We start from the raw sequence: 15,128 nt of genomic DNA on the forward strand, positions 1-15,128 counted from the left end.
GGGGCCCTGAATGGCCAGCAGCTTATCGCAAGCAACTGAACAGATGACGTTGTGGGTGCTCGGATTGAACCACCAGACCGCGCCGGTCGACCTGCGCGAACGGGTGGCGTTCGCCGGCGATGCGCTGCCGCGCGCGCTGCAATCGCTGCGCGCATTGCCCAACGTCGCCGAGGCCGCCTTGCTGTCCACCTGCAACCGCACCGAGCTGTACGCGATCGCCGACGACGCGCAGAGCCTGGCCGACTGGCTGGATTCGCACGCGGCCGGGCTGCACGGCTACCTGTACCAGCACCAGGACGCCGATGCGGTGCGGCACCTGTTCCGCGTCGCCACCGGACTGGACTCGATGGTGCTTGGCGAGCCGCAGATCCTCGGCCAGGTGAAGGACGCCTGGGCGCTGGCGCGCGAGCACGGGGCGATGGGCAACCGCCTGGACCGGCTGTTCCAGCAGACCTTCTCGGTGGCCAAGCGCGCACGCACCGACACCCGGGTCGGCGCCAATCCGGTCTCGGTGGCCTCTACCGCGGTGCGCCTGGCGCAGAACTCCTTCGCCCGGCTCAGCGAATCGACGGTGCTGCTGGTCGGCGCCGGCGAGACCATCGAACTGGCCGCCAAGCACCTCAGCGAAGGCCGCGTGCGGCGCCTGCTGATCGCCAACCGCACCCTCGCCCACGCCCAGGAGCTGGCCAGCCGGCATGGCGGCGTGGCGCTGCCGCTGAGCGAGCTGGAGCGGCATCTGCAGGAAGCCGACGTGGTGTTCTCGGCCACCGCCGCACGCGAGCCGGTGGTGACCCGCGCGCAGGTCGAGCAGGCGCTGCGCGCGCGCAAGCACAAGCCGATGCTGCTGTTCGACCTGGCGGTGCCGCGCGACATCGAGGCCGGCGTGGCCGAGCTGGCCGATGCCTATCTGTACACCGTGGACGACCTGGAACGCGCGGTCGAGGACAATCGCCGCGGCCGCCGCGAAGCGGCCGAGGCGGCCGAGGCGATCATCGACCTGCAGGTGCTGCGCTACATCGAGACGCTGCAGGCCAGCACCCGCCAGGCGCCGCTCAAGCGCCTGCGCGCGCACGGCGACAGCACCCGCGACGACGTGCTGGCCAAGGCGCGGCAGCAGTTGGCCAACGGCAAGCCGGCCGACGAGGTGCTGGAATTCCTCGCCAACACCCTGACCAACCGCCTGCTGCATCCGCCCACCGCGGCGCTGCGCGAGGCGGCGCTGAGCGGCGATGCCGAGCTGGCCCGCGCCGCCGAGCGCCTGTTCCCGGAAAAGCCGGGCTATTTCCATCCCATTCTGAAGACCGATGACACCGACCCTGCGCCGTAAGCTGGAGGCGCTGGCCGAGCGTCGCGAAGAACTCGAACGCCTGCTGTCCGATCCCGAGGTGGTGAACGACAACGCGCGCTTCCGCGACTACTCGCGCGAATTCGCGCAGCTGGAGCCGGTCGCCGCCGCGCTGGCCGACGAGGCCGCGGCCAAGGCCGACCTGGCCGCGGCCGAGGCGATGCGCGGCGATCCGGAACTGCGCGAACTGGCCGAGGAGGAAATCGCCGCCGCGCACGCGCGCCTGCTCGCGCTGGACGAGCAGTTGGCACTGCTGCTGGTGCCGCGCGATCCGCGCGACGACGGCAACCTGTTCCTGGAAGTGCGCGCCGGCACCGGCGGCGACGAGGCGGCGATCTTCGCCGGCGACCTGTTCCGCATGTACGCGCGCTATGCCGAACGCCAGGGCTGGAAGGTGGAAGTGGAATCGGACAGCCCCGGCGAGCACGGCGGCTACAAGGAGATCGTGGCGCGCATCGTCGGCCGCGGTGCCTACTCCAAGCTCAAGTTCGAATCCGGCACGCACCGCGTGCAGCGGGTGCCGGCGACCGAGTCGCAAGGCCGCATCCACACCTCGGCGGCGACGGTGGCGATCATTCCCGAAGCCGACGACGTGGAAGAGATCGCGATCAGCCCGGCCGACCTGAAGGTGGACACGTTCCGTTCCTCCGGTGCCGGCGGCCAGCACGTCAACAAGACCGAATCGGCGATCCGCATCACCCACGTGCCCAGCGGGGTGGTGGTCGAATGCCAGACCGAGCGCAGCCAGCACGCCAACCGCGACAAGGCGATGAAGCGGCTGAAGGCGCAGTTGCTCGACGCCGAGCGCAGCAAGCAGGCTGCGGCCGAGGCGCAGGACCGCAAGCTGCAGGTCGGCAGCGGCGACCGCAGCCAGCGCATCCGCACCTACAGCTTCCCGCAGGGTCGCATCACCGACCACCGGGTCGAAGGCCTGACCCTGTACGACCTGCCGAACGTGATCGAAGGCGACCTCGACGCGCTGATCGAGCGGCTGAGCCACGAGCACCAGGTCGACGAACTGGCGCGACTGAGCGACAGCCCGTGAGCGTGCGCGTGCGCCGCGCCACTGCGCACGCGCTGGCCACCGTGCGCGCGTGAGCGGCAGCGCGCTGCACGAACTACGCCAGCTGCAGGACGCGGTGCGCCGCGACCCGCAGGATTTCATCGCCTGGGTGATGCTGGCCGACGCCGAACTCGGTGCCGGGGCGATCGCCGCCGGCGAACAGGCCGCCTTGCGCGCGTTGCAGCTGCGCCCGGCGCATCCGGAAGCGCTGGCGCGGCTGGGCCGCGTGCGCTGGACCCAGGGCCGCCACGCCGAGGCCGCCGCCGCGTTGCGCCAAGCGCTGCAGCATGCGCCGCAGCATCCGGGCATCGCCCTGTGGCTGGGCCATGCGCTGGAGGACAACGGCGAGGCCGAAGCCGCCGCGCAGGCCTATGCGCACGCGCATGCGCTGCTGCCGCAGGAGCCGTCGATCGCCGCGCACCTGCTGAACTGGCGACGCAAACTGTGCGATTGGCGCGCGCTGGACGCGCTGTCGCAACAAGTGCGCGACGCGGTGCGCCAGAGCCATCCGGCGATCGAACCGTTCGCCTTCCTCAACGAGGACGCCACTGCCGCCGAACAGCTGCACTGCGCGCGTAACCGTGCGCTTGCGTTGGCGCAGACCCTTGCGCCCTTGCCGGCGACGACGCTGCGCCGCGCCGGCCCCTTGCAGGTCGGTTTCCTGTCCAACGGCTTCGGCGCGCATCCCACCGGGCTGCTGACCGTGGCCTTGTTCGAACGGCTGCGCGCGCACGCCGACCTGCAGGTGCAGCTGTTTGCATTGAACCGCGACGACGGCAGCGCGATCCGCACGCGCCTGCAGGCCGCGGCGCACGCCTGGCACGACGTCGCCGGCCAGCCGCACCGGTCGATCGCGCAAGGCATTCGCGATGCCGGCATCGACATCCTGTTCGACCTGCGCGGCTGGGGCGGCGGTGGTGCGCCGGAAGTGCTGGCGCTGCGTCCGGCACCGCTGCAGATCAACTGGCTGGCCTACCCGGGCACGTCCGGCGCGCCGTGGATCGACTACGTCATCGGCGATGCGTTCGCGCTACCGGATGCGCTGGCCGCGCATTACAGCGAACGCGTGCTGCGCCTGCCGCGCGCGTTCCAGCCATCGGACGACAGCCGCCGCGTCGGCATGCCGCCATCGCGCCGCGACTGCGGGCTGCCCGAACACGGCACGGTGTTCTGCTGCTTCAACAACAGCTACAAGCTGACCCCGCGCAGCATGGCGCGGATGCTGGCGGTGCTGCGCCAGGTGCCGGACAGCGTGCTGTGGTTGCTGTCCGTGCCTGGCCAGGCCGATGCGCGGCTGCGGGAGGCCGCGCGCCGTGCCGAAGTGGATCCGGCGCGGCTGCGCTTCATGCCCAAGCTGGCGCATGCCGACTACCTGGCCCGCTACCGGCATGCCGACCTGTTCCTGGACACGCATCCGTACAACGCGCACACCACCGCCTCCGACGCGCTGTGGGCCGGCTGCCCATTGCTGACCTGCCCCGGCACGACCTTCGCCGCACGCGTGGCCGGCAGTCTCAACCATCACCTGGGCATGGACGCGATGAACGTCGACGACGACGATGCCTTCATTGCCAAGGCGGTGCAGCTGGGTCGCGATCCGGCGGCGCTGCGCGCACTGCGCGACACGCTGCAGCAGCGCCGCGCCAGCGCCGGTCTGTTCGACATGCAAGGCTTCGCTGCGGACTTCGCCGACCTGTTGCGAGAGACCGCGCGCCGGCATGGCTGGGGCGGTCCGCAGTAGCTCGTAAATCGCCCGGCCGCGGCGGCACCTGCACCTGGCGCAGCGGAACGGATGCGTTCGCATCCAGACCAAACCTCCCGACAGATTGCCTGCGTGGGCGGCCGCAATTCTTCAGCGCAGCGCGAGCGGCAGCCAACCGCGACCTGATGACGGCACATCGTTGCACCTGTTGAAGCGCCCGTCATGCAGAAACACGCTTGACCTGAAGCACGGTTGAGGTTCGACACTGCGCGCCTTCCGTTCGCGCACGCCCCGATGCCATCACGCCTATCGCCCGACCTCACCTCCCCGCATGCACGCAGCGTGCTGGTCGCCCATGCCTCGGCAACGGTCTGCGCGACGCTGCTCGCACGCTTGCACGCCAACCCCGGCGCCGGCCTGCATGCCCTGGCCTGGCTGGAAGCGCTGAGCGCCGCACCAGACCTGCTGTACGCGCAATGCGGCGGCGACGACACCACGACGCTCGACCGCAGCTGGCGCCCGCGCGCACCGGCGCCGCGACTGACGCTGCACCGTTATCGGCGCATCCGCAGCGGAGTATCCGATCCGCAGCGCGCGCCCGGCTGCGTCGTGGTGACCAGGCTGGCGACCCGCGATGCCGCGCAGGCGCAGCTCCACGCCAACGCGGCGTTCGCCGCGCTGCAAGACGGCGCGCACGCGCTGCGCGGGCTGATCGCCTCGCACCTGCACCTGTCCGACGATGGCCGCAGCCTGCTCGACTATGCCGAATGGAGCAGCGCCGACGCACAGCGTCGCGCCTTGCAGCGCGAACCCGAGCGCCTGCCCCTGGCGTCCCATCCCGCGGCCAGCGTGACCCGTTACCGGCCGCGCGCGCTGAGCCTGCCCGGCGCCCCGACGCAGCCCGCGCACGCACCCGCCTGAACCGGCATCGCGGTTGTTCTGCGACGGCGCCTGTACGGGCGCTGCCGATGCGTGCCGGCAGGCTATACGCCGACCGGGCGAGCCGCTAGGCTTCGGGCATGAGCGCCAAAGCCGATTTCATCGCGTTGAACCTGTGCGTATTGACCGTCTCGGACACGCGCAGCCTGGCCGAAGACAGTTCCGGCGATTACCTGGTATCGGTGCTCGGCGAGGCCGGCCACCGCCTGTACGCGCGCGAGCTGCTGCCCGACGACCGTTACCGGATGCGCGCGGTGGTCTCGGCGTGGATCGCCGACCCGCAGGTCGACGGCATCCTGGTCACCGGCGGCACCGGCTTCACCGGCCGCGACTCCACCCCCGAGGCGCTGCTGCCGCTATTGGACAAGCAGATGCCCGGCTTCGGCGAACTGTTCCGCGCGATCAGCTTCGAGGAGATCGGCACCTCCTCGCTGCAGTCGCGCGCCTTCGCCGGCCTGGCCAACGCCACCTTCGTGTTCTGCCTGCCCGGCTCGACCTCGGCCTGCCGCACCGCCTGGGAAAGGATCGTCGCCGCGCAGCTCGACGCGCGCACCCGGCCGTGCAACCTGGCCACGCTGCGCCCACGCCTGAAGGAATGACCTGGAACCGCGCATGTCACTGGACACCACCCTGCGCCTGCTGGCCAAAGCCAGCGGCATGACCGCGGCGGACATCGCCGCCGCCATCCCGCGCGCCGGCGCCGCCACGGTCAAGGCCTGGCTGGCCGGCGAGAAGATGCCCGGGCGCGACCAGCTCAATGCGCTGGCGCGCGCGTTCGGCGTTCCCGCCGGCGCACTGCTCGGCGAACTGGCCAGCCAACTCGACCCGGCCCGCACCCGCGGCGAACACGACCTGTTGCAGGCCTATCGCACGCTCGACAGCCGCCAGCAGGGCGCACTGCTGGAAGTGGCGCGCAGCATGGCCGGCACCCGCACGAGACGCAGCAAATGAGCAAACTCAAACGCAAGCAGTACCAGGCATTGATGCAACCGCTGCAACTGGAACTGGCGGCGCTGGCGCAGGCGCTGCAGCACAGCGGCGAACGCGTGCTGGTGCTGTTCGAAGGCCGCGACACCGCCGGCAAGGGCGGCGCGATCCAGGCCATCGCCGAACATCTGAACCCGCGCCAGTGCCGGGTGGTGGCGCTGCCCAAGCCGACCGACCGCGAAAGCACGCAGTGGTATTTCCAGCGTCACGTCGCGCACCTGCCGGCCGCCGGCGAGATCGTGCTGATGGACCGCAGCTGGTACAACCGCGCCGGGGTGGAGCGGGTCATGGGCTATTGCAGCGACGCGCAATACCAGGCCTTCCTGCGCCAGGCGCCGCTGTTCGAGCAATTACTGGTCGACGACGGAATCCGCCTGTTCAAATACTGGCTGTGCGTGGACCAGGACCAGCAGGAGAAGCGCTTCGCCGAACGCCTGCACGATCCGCTGAAGGGCTGGAAGCTGTCGCCGGTGGACCTGCAGTCGCGCGCCCAGTACGCCGAATACACCCGCGCCCGCGAGGCGATGCTGGACGCCACCCACCGCGAACAGGCGCCGTGGACCCTGGTCGATTTCAACGACCAGAAACGCGGCCGCCTGACCCTGATCCGGCATCTGCTCGACCAGTTGCCCGACACCCCGCTGCAGGAACCGGAACTGGAGCTGCCGCCGCTGAAGCACAAACCGCGCAAGGAAAAGTTCGGCGTGTTGCAGCCGATCGCGTCGGTTTGAGGTCGGGATTGGGGATTAGGGATTGGGGATTAGGGATTGGGGATTCGATGGTGCACCCGAGACCGACGGTGCACTGGCTTCCAGTAGGAGCGGCTTCAGCCGCGACCGGATCTCTCCGCAAAGACGCGATCGGATTGACTCCTTCCACAGCGGCACGCGGTTATGTAGAAGGGACTTCAGTCCCGACACGCTACCGGTAAGACCTCATCGGGACTGAAGTCCCTCCCACAGCGAGCTGCCATGATTTCCGCGACGTCACCCGATCGCGAAGCCCGCCGCCACCGGCTCCGGCCAAGACTCGCGCAACACCTGCTCGACCCGCGCCGCAGGCGGCCCCTGCCGCAGCCATTCGGCCAGCGCCTCCAGCGCCGCGGCCTCACCGCAAGCCACGACCTCGACGCGGCCATCGGCCAGGTTCCGCGCGTATCCATCCAGCCCCAACGCCAAGGCGCGTTCGCGGGTGGAGGCGCGGAAATACACGCCCTGCACCCGGCCGGCGACCAGGAAGCGGGCCGCCGCCATCAGCCGGCGGCCTTCGCCTGGCCAGCGACCTTGCCGCCGGCCGCGGCGATCGCCGCCTCGATGTCGTGCGCATTGACCGGCCCCAGGAACTGCTTGGCGACCTTGCCGTCCGGGGCGATCAGATAGGTCATCGGCAACCCGCGCGGCGTGGCGAAATCGGCCGGCGGCGCGTAGGTGTCGAGGATCGCCACCGGGTAGGCCACCGGATGGTCCTTCAGGAACGCCTGCATCTCCGCCGGCTCGATGTCCTCGTAGGCCAGGCCCACCACTTCGATGTTGTCGCGCATCACGTGCAACGCCGACAGCTCCGGCATTTCCTTCAGGCACGGCGCGCACCAGGTGGCCCAGAAGTTCACCACCACCCACTGCCCGCGATGCGCGGCCAGGTCGTAGTCGCTGCCGTCCACCGCCTTCACCTTCAACGTCGGCTGCGGCCGGGTTTCCTGCACCACGTTCGCTCCTTCGCCAGCGGCGGGCGCGGTCGGCGCAGCGGGCGCGGCAGGCGCCGCCGGGGCGGCGGGAGCCGTGGGCGCAGGCGCGCCGGGTGCGGCGCCATCGGCAGGCGAAGGATGCCGATCGCAGCCCGCCAGCAGCGCGGCAGCGGCGAACAACGGGAACAGGATGCGCGGGGTCATGCGAGGTCTCCGATATCGGTGTAAAGATCGCCGACGCGACGTTTCAGCACGTCGCGCAGCGGCATGCGCAATTCGTCCAGCGCGCGCCACGCCGCCTGCCCCAGCGCGTCGTCTCGGCACGGCAGGTAGGCTTCGGCGATCGGGATGCGCAGCTGGCAGTTTTCGTAGAGTTCGGTCAGCGGCACGTCGGCCAGGTCGCGCGCCAGCAGCCATTCGCCATGCCCGGCGCGGCTGAGCAGGCGGCTGCGCTCCAGTTCGCACAGCAGTTCCTGCACCAGCGAATCGGTCAGCATCGGCTCCAGTTGCAGGATCTGATCCTCGTGCAGGCCGTGGCCGTCCTTGCGCGCCTGCGCGAAGCGCCCGAGCAGGCGCAGCAAACCGTAGATCTCGTAGCCGGCCGGTAGCCGCATCGATGCCGGCTGGTAGCGGAAGGCGGCGATCGAGGACGCCAGCGAAGCCCCGAGCAGGATCCCGATCCAGCTCAGGTAGGTCCACAGCAGGAAGATCGGCACGAACGCGACCGTGCCGTAGATGCGCTGATAGGACTGGAAGCTGCCCAGGTACAGGCTCAGCCCCCACTTCACCAGCTCCAGCAGTGCCACCGCCAGCAGCGCGCCGGGCACCGCGTGGCGCAGCTTGACCGTGTGGTGCGGCACCACCCGGTACACCAGGGTGATGCAGACGAATTCGATCAGCACCGGCGCCAGGCCCAGCGCCATCTGCGCCAGCAGCCGGCCTTCGCTGGTGCGGAACAGCGGCAGCGCGAAGAACCGCGCCGACGCCGCCAGCGACGCCGCGGCCAGCAGCGCGCCCAGGGTCAGCACCGTCCAGTACACCAGGAAGCGGGTCAGCCGCGGCCGCGCCGAGACCACCCGCCAGATCCGGTTGAAGGTCTGCTCGACGCTGTTCAAGGTGATCAGCAGCGACACCATCAGCGCGATCGTGCCGGCGCTGGTCAGCTGCCCGGCGCTGGCCGAGAACTGGCGCAGATAGGCTTCCACCGAACGCGCCGCGGCCGGCACGAAGTTGGAGAAGATGTAGTCGCTGAGCTGGTCGCTCCACTTGTCGAACACCGGGAACGCCGAGAGCACGCCGAACACGACCATCGCCAGCGGCACCAGCGCGAAGATCGTGGTGTAGGCCAGCGAGGCGGCGGCCTGGAACAGGCGGTCGTCGAGGAAGCGCCGCCACAGGAACCCGGCGAAGCTGCGCATCCGCGCGCGGTCGCGCACCCGCTCCGTCCAGAGATTGACCGTGTCCAAAGGCTGCATCGGGCAAGGGTACCCGATGCGCACGGATGCCGGCATCGCCGATACTGGCGGCCGTTCTGGTGCAAGCAAGCGAGGGCCGCATGGCCGAGATCCTGGTCCTGTACTACAGCCGTGGCGGTTCGGTGGCGCGCCTGGCGCGGCAGATCGCGCGCGGCGTCGGCGAAGTGCCCGGCATGGCCGCGCGCCTGCGCACGGTGCCGCCGGTGGCCGCGGTCACCCAGGCCAGCGCGCCGCCGGTGCCCGACAGCGGCGCGCCGTACGTGGATGCCAGCGACCTGCGCGACTGCGTCGGCCTGGCCCTGGGCAGCCCGACCCGCTTCGGCAACATGGCCGCGCCGGTCAAGCACTTCATCGACGGCCTCGGCGCCGAATGGGCCAGCGCCACCCTGGCCGGCAAGCCGGCGGCGGTGTTCACCTCCACCGCCTCGCTGCACGGCGGCCAGGAAGCCACGCTGCTGTCGATGCACCTGCCGCTGCTGCACCACGGCTGCGTGATCGTCGGCATTCCCTATACCGAACCGCTGCTCAGCAGCACGCGCAGCGGCGGCACCCCGTACGGCGCCAGCCACGTCGCCGGCGCCGACGACGATCCGCAACCCAGCGAGGAAGAAGCGCAGCTGGCGCGCGCGCTGGGCCGGCGCCTGGCCGGCATCGCGCAACGCCTGGCGGCGCCATGAGCACCGCCCGCCTGCGTTACGCGCTGGCAGCCACGCTGCTGGTGTTGGCGCTGTTGTACGCGGCCTGGTTCCACGACGACCGCCACCGCCTCGCCGCGCTGCTGGTGTTCGCACTGCCGCCGTTGCTGCTGGCGATCGGCGTGCTGCGCGGCTCGGCGGTGGCGCGCTTCTGGGCCGGCGTGTTCGGGCTGTTCTGGTTCAGCCACGGGGTGATGGCCGCCTGGAGCCACCCGCCGCAGCGCGCCTACGCCTGGGCCGAACTGCTGCTGGCGCTGCTGGCGATCGGCCTGTCCAGCGCGCCCGGCATTCGCGCGCGTTTCGCGCGCAAGCGCGGCGCCAAAGCGTCCGGCGGCGGCACGCCCTGAGCGGCCGCCGCCGGCCTGCCGGTATCATGGCGGCCCTGCGCGACCGCGGCCGCGCCCCGTCATGCTCTAGGAACCGGCAATGGAAGAACTCCTGATCGTCACCACCGGCGGCACGATCGACAAGATCTATTTCGACGACAAGTCCGACTACCAGATCGGCGATCCGCAGATCGGCCAGATCCTCAAGGAACTGGGCGTGACCTTCCGCTTCAGCGTGATCCCGATCATCCGCAAGGACTCGCTGCACATCACCGACGAGGACCGCGAGCTGATCCGCGCCACCGTCGCCGCGCAGTCCGCGCGCCACGTGCTGCTCACCCACGGCACCGACTCGATGGTGCAGACCGGCAAGGTGCTGCAGACGATCCCGGACAAGACCATCGTGATGACCGGCGCGCTGAACCCGGCACGGTTCCGCGGCTCCGATGCCGAATTCAACATCGGCTGCGCGGTCGGCGCGGTGCAGTCGCTGCCGGCCGGGGTCTACATCGCCATGAACGGGCAGATCTGGGACCCGCAGAAGGTGCGCAAGAACGTGGCCGCGAACCGCTTCGAGCCGGTCTGAGCCGCGATGTCCAAGGCCACCCGCGCAACCCGGGCATTGGACGCGGCCGGCGTCGCCTATCGCCTGCATCCCTACGACTACGAAGCCGAAGCCGGCGCCAAGGGCCTGCAGGCCGCGCAGGCGCTCGGCCTGCCACCGGCGCGGGTGCTGAAGAGCCTGATGGCCTGGATCGACAGCAACGCCGTGTGCGTGGTGGTGCCGTCCGATCGCCGCGTGCAGCTGAAGAAGCTCGCTGCGGCCGGCGCTGGCAAAGCGGCGCGGATGATGGAGGTGGCCGAGGCCGAGCGTCGCAGCGGCTACAAGGTCGGCGGCATCAGCCCGCTGGGCCAGCAGCGGCCGGCGCCGGTGCTGGTCGAGCAATCGGCGCTGGCCCCGGGCAGCGTGTGGTTCAACGCCGGGCAGCGTGGACTGCTGGTCGAAATCGCCGCTGAGCAGGTGCTGGACGTGCTGCAGGCGCGCGCCTGCGACCTGTGCGAGTGACGCGTCAGCCGCGGCAACGGCGTGGGCCGCATGGCACGCGCGAAGAATGCAGCAGCGGCTGCGTCGACCGCATCCGCAGCGGCATGGCGGCAGGTAGCGAACGCAAGCGAAAAGGGCCGCCATGCCTGCGCCCCACTTCGACCACCGGCAACTGCGCAACCAGCGCGCGGATCGGAACCCACGACAACAAAAAAGCCCCGCGCCGAGGCGCGGGGCTGTCGTGTCCGCAACGTCCAGGGCGTCCTGCCCTGCCGCTGCGTGCGGTTGCCGATGCCTGCGCGGCGCGGCCATACAGGCGCGCGCCACGCAGCGGGCGGATCAGTAGTTCGCGGTCAGGGTGACGCCCGAGAACGTGCTGTACGCCTTGAGCCGCACGTAATAGGTACCGGCGCTGGGCGCGTTGAAGGTGCAGGTCTCGTTGTTGCCGTTGAGATACGGGCGGCATCCATAGGTGCTGTCGGTCGGCGCGCTGCCCAGCCGCACGTACAGGTCCGCATCGCCGCTGCCGCCGGAGATGGTGACGGTCAGCGAACTGACCCCGGACGGCACCGTCACGGTGTAGTTCAGCTCCGAGCCGCTGCTGGCGCCGAGCCCGGCGACCGGCACGCCGTCCTGCAGCGTGTTGCCGGTGGGAGGCGTGGTGGTACCGCCGCCCAGCGCAGCGGTCACCGCGGCGTTGGCGTCGAGCAGGCCGGCGCCGCAGCCCTGCGAGCAGGAGAAGCTGGCCGCAGTGCTCTTGATGGTGCTCTCCACCTGCGCCGGGGTCAGCGGGGTCGAGGCGACCGACTGCATCAGCGCGACCACGCCGGCCACGTGCGGCGCCGCCATCGAGGTGCCGTTGTAGGACGCGTAACTGGCGCTGCCGGGCGTGGTGGTGCCGGAGTTGAGCGTGGACTGGATGCTCGAGCCCGGCGCGGAGATGTCGATGCCGGTGCCGTAGTTCGAGTAGCTGGCCTTGGCCCGCGATGAGGTGGTCGCGGCTACCGCGATCACGTTGGCGCAGTTGGCCGGCACAGAGGTGGAGACGTTGGCCGAGCTGTTGCCGGCCGCCACCACCACGGTGGTGCCGCGACCGACCGCGCCGTTGATCGCGTTCTGATAGGTGGTCGAGCAGGTACCGCTGCCGCCCAGCGACATGTTGATCACTTCGGCCGGGGTGGTGTTGGCCGGCACGCCGCTGACGGTGCCACCGGAGGCCCAGGTGATCGCGTCGGCGATGTCGGAGGTGTAGCCGCCGCACTTGCCGAGCACGCGCACCGGCAGGATCTTGGCATTGAAGGCGGTACCGGCCACACCGGTGCTGTTGTTGGTCAACGCGGCGATGGTGCCGGCCACGTGGGTGCCATGCCAGCTGGAATTGGACGCCGGCGAACCGGAATAGCACTCGTTGGCCGCCGACCAGTCGCCTTCGTCGGCCGGGTTGCTGTCGCGGCCGTTACCGTCGCGCGCGCCGGTCGCATCGCTGATGAAATCGTAGCCGGGCAGGATGTTGGCGTTGAGGTCCGGATGGCTGGTGATGCCGGTATCGATCACCGCCACGACCACGCCGGTGCCGGTTGCCTGGTCCCAGGCCGGGCGTACGTTGATGCCGGCGGTGGTGGTGCCGAAGGCCCATTGGTTGGACAAGCTTGGATCGTTCGGAGTCAGCGCGATGGTCATGCGCTGGTCGACTTCGACGTATTCCACGTTCGGATCGGCGGCCAGCTGGCGCATCAGCGTCTCGGCTTCGGTGCGGTCCAAAGGCCGGTCGGCCTTGATCACTTCCGGGCCCACCGCCAGGCGGCGCAGGCTGGTCAGCCCCAGCGCGCGACCGTTCTTGGCCGGCATCGCCGCGGCCACCGATTGCAGCGTCGCGCGCAGCGACGCCGAAGTGGCGGCGGCGGACGTACTGGCGATGCTGATGGGGGCGGCATCGCGGGTCTTGACGATGAAACGTTGCACGGTGGGCTCGGCGGTCAGCCCGGAGAGGTTGACGTCGCCGGCGAATGCCGGCGTCGCCAGCAACAGCGAAGTCAATGCGGACGCTCCCAGCACGATCAGCCAAGGACGCTGGCGCGAACCACGTTGCGAAATTTCGGACATTCGGAACTTCCTTTTCGTTGATTGCCACCTGACGGCGATTTTCGCGCTGCGGATGCCTAAACAGGCACTGAATCCGAATGCGGCGCGACTCCCAGGCCGGCCCCCTGTTGCCAGCCGTTCATCCGACGCTATCCCAATACAGACGCGTATGGACGAAATTCTTATCGTCCAAAACCCATAAGCGTGACGATGGTCAACATAAAGGCAGACTTCGCTTACGTTTTTTGCGACGCGACGGCAACGCCGATGGCTCGAGAAGACAGTCCTGGGACATTTTTGCGCGGCGCGGCGTGGTCACGCGCCAATGCGGACAGCCTCCCGTACGCAGAAGCAGGCCGCAGGACAGCGGCAGGGCCAGCGAATGCCTGCGAAGCGGTAGCGCCGGGTAGCGGCGCGCATTGGGGAAGCCGCGCCGATGCGCGAACGCGCGAGCCGGACGATCTGCCGGGTCGGGCCTGACAGGCCGCCCATGGCGTCTCCGGGAACGGACGATGCCCCCGCGGATCGGAAGCTGGGCGCAGCCTGCGCCACGCCCAGCTCGGCGCCCGTCAGTAGTACCGACAGGCGAGAAGAACGCCTGGGCTCAGCCCAGCCGCAGCAGCCAGCCGTGGCGGTCGGCCACGCGGCCGTACTGGATGTCGGTCAGTTCCTGGCGCAGCGACAGGGTCACCGGGCCAGCCGGCGCGGTCAGGTCGCCGACTGCGAAATCCTTACCCTTCAGCTGCCCGATCGGGGTCACCACCGCGGCAGTGCCGCAGGCGAAGATCTCGGCGATAGCGCCGGAGGCCACGCCGTCGCGCCACTCGTCGATGGTCACCTGGCGCTCGACCACGTTCATGCCGCGATCGCGCGCCAACTGCAGGATGCTGTCGCGGGTGATGCCCTCGAGGATGCTGCCGGACAGCACCGGGGTGACCAGGCTGCCGTCGCGCATCACCAGGAACACGTTCATGCCGCCCAGCTCTTCCAGATACTTGCCCTCGACCGGATCCAGGAACAGCACCTGCGAGCAGCCCTGCGCCTGCGCCTGCTGCTGCGGCAGCAGCGAGGCGGCGTAGTTGCCGCCGCACTTGGCCGCGCCGGTGCCGCCCTTGGCCGCGCGCGCGTAGTCGGTGGACAGCCAGATCGCCACCGGCGCCACGCCCTTGGCGAAGTAGGCGCCAGCGGGGCTGGCGATGACGTAGTAGCCGGCCTTCTGCGCCGCGCGCACGCCCAGGAACGCCTCGTTGGCGATCATGAAGGGGCGGAAATACAGGCTGGTCTCCGGCGCCGACGGCACCCACGCGGCATCGACCGCGATCAGCTGGCGCAGCGATTCGACGAACAGCTCCACCGGCAGCTCCGGCAGCGCCAGGCGCTGCGCCGAGCGCTGCAGGCGCCTGCCGTTGGCGTCCGGGCGGAAGGTCCAGATCGAACCGTCGGCATGGCGGTAGGCCTTGATGCCCTCGAAGATCTCCTGCCCGTAGTGCAGCACCGAGGCGGCCGGATCCAGCGCCAGCGGGCCGTAGGCGCGGACCTGGGCGTCATGCCAGCCCTGCTCGCGGTCCCATTCGATGGCGACCATGTGGTCGGTGAAGTAGTTGCCGAAGCCCGGCGCGGCGAGGATCTGCGCGCGCGCATCGGCGCTGCGCGCGGTGGTGGACGGGATCAGGCGGAACTGCAAAGACGGCTCGGTAGCGGACACCGGGGTTTCCTGTGGTAGTCGAGGGACGGCCGTGCCGCTGCATCATCCGAGCGCAGCGGCGGCGCCTTGTCCCGGCCCCA

The 15,128-nt window shown here is 70.1% G+C and carries 16 protein-coding genes; 11 read left to right on the top strand and 5 right to left on the bottom strand.

All coding sequences use genetic code 11. The features are described 5' to 3' along the window. The first annotated feature begins 43 nt into the window (after nucleotides 1-43). From hemA to ppk2, 7 genes are all read left to right on the top strand, one after another. Nucleotides 44-1,327 carry a glutamyl-tRNA reductase gene (gene hemA, locus HEP75_RS16825; RefSeq protein ID WP_185813754.1) on the top strand — a complete coding sequence of 428 codons (1,284 nt, stop codon included), beginning with the start codon at nucleotides 44-46 and terminating at the stop codon, nucleotides 1,325-1,327. Continuing rightward, nucleotides 1,305-2,390: a peptide chain release factor 1 gene (gene prfA, locus HEP75_RS16830; RefSeq protein ID WP_185824265.1), complete on the top strand. Its 1,086-nt coding sequence runs from the start codon at nucleotides 1,305-1,307 to the stop codon at nucleotides 2,388-2,390. The genes hemA and prfA overlap by 23 nt, the downstream gene beginning before the upstream one ends. A gap of 49 nt (nucleotides 2,391-2,439) precedes the next feature. Beyond that, a complete protein-coding gene (locus HEP75_RS16835; protein WP_185824266.1) occupies nucleotides 2,440-4,149 on the top strand; it encodes a tetratricopeptide repeat protein in 1,710 nt (569 codons plus the stop codon). A gap of 255 nt (nucleotides 4,150-4,404) precedes the next feature. Continuing rightward, nucleotides 4,405-5,031 (top strand): antibiotic biosynthesis monooxygenase, encoded by a 627-nt coding sequence (locus HEP75_RS16840; protein ID WP_185824267.1) that lies wholly within the window; start codon nucleotides 4,405-4,407, stop codon nucleotides 5,029-5,031. A 98-nt stretch (nucleotides 5,032-5,129) separates the two neighbouring features. Continuing rightward, nucleotides 5,130-5,648, top strand: a complete 519-nt coding sequence (gene moaB / locus HEP75_RS16845) for a molybdenum cofactor biosynthesis protein B (protein WP_053841088.1) — start codon at nucleotides 5,130-5,132, stop codon at nucleotides 5,646-5,648. A 13-nt stretch (nucleotides 5,649-5,661) separates the two neighbouring features. After that, nucleotides 5,662-6,000, top strand: a complete 339-nt coding sequence (locus HEP75_RS16850) for a helix-turn-helix domain-containing protein (protein ID WP_009607246.1) — start codon at nucleotides 5,662-5,664, stop codon at nucleotides 5,998-6,000. After that, complete coding sequence (ppk2, locus tag HEP75_RS16855) at nucleotides 5,997-6,767, top strand: polyphosphate kinase 2 (RefSeq protein ID WP_185813758.1); 771 nt, start codon at nucleotides 5,997-5,999, stop codon at nucleotides 6,765-6,767. Before HEP75_RS16850 ends, ppk2 begins: the two co-directional genes overlap by 4 nt. Nucleotides 6,768-7,022: 255 nt before the next feature. Here the strand turns inward: ppk2 and HEP75_RS16860 are convergent, their stop codons facing one another. Genes HEP75_RS16860 through HEP75_RS16870 form a run of 3 tightly spaced genes read right to left on the bottom strand, consistent with a single transcriptional unit; the run spans nucleotide 7,023 to nucleotide 9,195 of the window. After that, complete coding sequence (locus HEP75_RS16860) at nucleotides 7,023-7,289, bottom strand: acylphosphatase (protein ID WP_185824268.1); 267 nt, start codon at nucleotides 7,287-7,289, stop codon at nucleotides 7,023-7,025. Next, on the bottom strand, nucleotides 7,289-7,882 hold the full coding sequence (locus tag HEP75_RS16865; RefSeq protein ID WP_255424110.1) for a TlpA disulfide reductase family protein: 594 nt from the start codon (nucleotides 7,880-7,882) through the stop codon (nucleotides 7,289-7,291). The genes HEP75_RS16860 and HEP75_RS16865 overlap by 1 nt, the downstream gene beginning before the upstream one ends. Before the next feature lie 38 nt (nucleotides 7,883-7,920). Continuing rightward, a complete protein-coding gene (locus HEP75_RS16870) occupies nucleotides 7,921-9,195 on the bottom strand; it encodes a YihY family inner membrane protein (protein WP_185824269.1) in 1,275 nt (424 codons plus the stop codon). Nucleotides 9,196-9,275: 80 nt separating this feature from the next. Here HEP75_RS16870 and wrbA point away from each other — a divergent pair, with 80 nt between their 5' ends. From wrbA to ybaK, 4 genes are all read left to right on the top strand, one after another. Beyond that, nucleotides 9,276-9,872 (top strand): NAD(P)H:quinone oxidoreductase, encoded by a 597-nt coding sequence (gene wrbA, locus HEP75_RS16875; protein ID WP_003472251.1) that lies wholly within the window; start codon nucleotides 9,276-9,278, stop codon nucleotides 9,870-9,872. Beyond that, nucleotides 9,869-10,237 (top strand): DUF2069 domain-containing protein, encoded by a 369-nt coding sequence (locus tag HEP75_RS16880; protein WP_064539501.1) that lies wholly within the window; start codon nucleotides 9,869-9,871, stop codon nucleotides 10,235-10,237. The genes wrbA and HEP75_RS16880 overlap by 4 nt, the downstream gene beginning before the upstream one ends. Nucleotides 10,238-10,316: 79 nt before the next feature. After that, entirely contained in the window at nucleotides 10,317-10,802 is a 486-nt protein-coding gene (locus HEP75_RS16885) for an asparaginase domain-containing protein (protein ID WP_185813762.1), read from the top strand. Nucleotides 10,803-10,808: 6 nt separating this feature from the next. Continuing rightward, nucleotides 10,809-11,282, top strand: coding sequence for a Cys-tRNA(Pro) deacylase (gene ybaK, locus HEP75_RS16890; RefSeq protein WP_185824270.1), 474 nt, complete (start codon nucleotides 10,809-10,811; stop codon nucleotides 11,280-11,282). A 318-nt stretch (nucleotides 11,283-11,600) separates the two neighbouring features. Here ybaK and HEP75_RS16895 read toward each other — a convergent pair whose 3' ends face one another. Both HEP75_RS16895 and HEP75_RS16900 read right to left on the bottom strand, forming a co-directional pair. Then, the gene (locus HEP75_RS16895) at nucleotides 11,601-13,364 is read right to left on the bottom strand and encodes a S8 family peptidase (RefSeq protein ID WP_185824271.1); all 1,764 of its coding nucleotides are present in this window, start codon (nucleotides 13,362-13,364) and stop codon (nucleotides 11,601-11,603) included. Nucleotides 13,365-13,947: 583 nt separating this feature from the next. After that, nucleotides 13,948-15,048 carry a branched-chain amino acid aminotransferase gene (locus tag HEP75_RS16900; RefSeq protein ID WP_185824272.1) on the bottom strand — a complete coding sequence of 367 codons (1,101 nt, stop codon included), beginning with the start codon at nucleotides 15,046-15,048 and terminating at the stop codon, nucleotides 13,948-13,950. Nucleotides 15,049-15,128: the final 80 nt, after the last annotated feature.

It is taken from the genome of Xanthomonas sp. SI (assembly GCF_014236855.1).
Taxonomy (GTDB): Bacteria; Pseudomonadota; Gammaproteobacteria; order Xanthomonadales; family Xanthomonadaceae; genus Xanthomonas_A.

What these genes read in the sequence shown, in the direction of transcription:
- hemA (WP_185813754.1), top strand. Translation starts at nt 44, where the DNA reads ATGACGTTGTGGGTGCTCGGATTGAACCACCAGACCGCGCCGGTCGAC.
- prfA (WP_185824265.1), top strand. Translation starts at nt 1,305, where the DNA reads ATGACACCGACCCTGCGCCGTAAGCTGGAGGCGCTGGCCGAGCGTCGC.
- HEP75_RS16840 (WP_185824267.1), top strand. Translation starts at nt 4,405, where the DNA reads ATGCCATCACGCCTATCGCCCGACCTCACCTCCCCGCATGCACGCAGC.
- moaB (WP_053841088.1), top strand. Translation starts at nt 5,130, where the DNA reads ATGAGCGCCAAAGCCGATTTCATCGCGTTGAACCTGTGCGTATTGACC.
- HEP75_RS16850 (WP_009607246.1), top strand. Translation starts at nt 5,662, where the DNA reads ATGTCACTGGACACCACCCTGCGCCTGCTGGCCAAAGCCAGCGGCATG.
- ppk2 (WP_185813758.1), top strand. Translation starts at nt 5,997, where the DNA reads ATGAGCAAACTCAAACGCAAGCAGTACCAGGCATTGATGCAACCGCTG.
- HEP75_RS16860 (WP_185824268.1), bottom strand. Translation starts at nt 7,289, where the DNA reads ATGGCGGCGGCCCGCTTCCTGGTCGCCGGCCGGGTGCAGGGCGTGTAT.
- HEP75_RS16870 (WP_185824269.1), bottom strand. Translation starts at nt 9,195, where the DNA reads ATGCAGCCTTTGGACACGGTCAATCTCTGGACGGAGCGGGTGCGCGAC.
- wrbA (WP_003472251.1), top strand. Translation starts at nt 9,276, where the DNA reads ATGGCCGAGATCCTGGTCCTGTACTACAGCCGTGGCGGTTCGGTGGCG.
- HEP75_RS16880 (WP_064539501.1), top strand. Translation starts at nt 9,869, where the DNA reads ATGAGCACCGCCCGCCTGCGTTACGCGCTGGCAGCCACGCTGCTGGTG.
- HEP75_RS16885 (WP_185813762.1), top strand. Translation starts at nt 10,317, where the DNA reads ATGGAAGAACTCCTGATCGTCACCACCGGCGGCACGATCGACAAGATC.
- ybaK (WP_185824270.1), top strand. Translation starts at nt 10,809, where the DNA reads ATGTCCAAGGCCACCCGCGCAACCCGGGCATTGGACGCGGCCGGCGTC.
- HEP75_RS16895 (WP_185824271.1), bottom strand. Translation starts at nt 13,364, where the DNA reads ATGTCCGAAATTTCGCAACGTGGTTCGCGCCAGCGTCCTTGGCTGATC.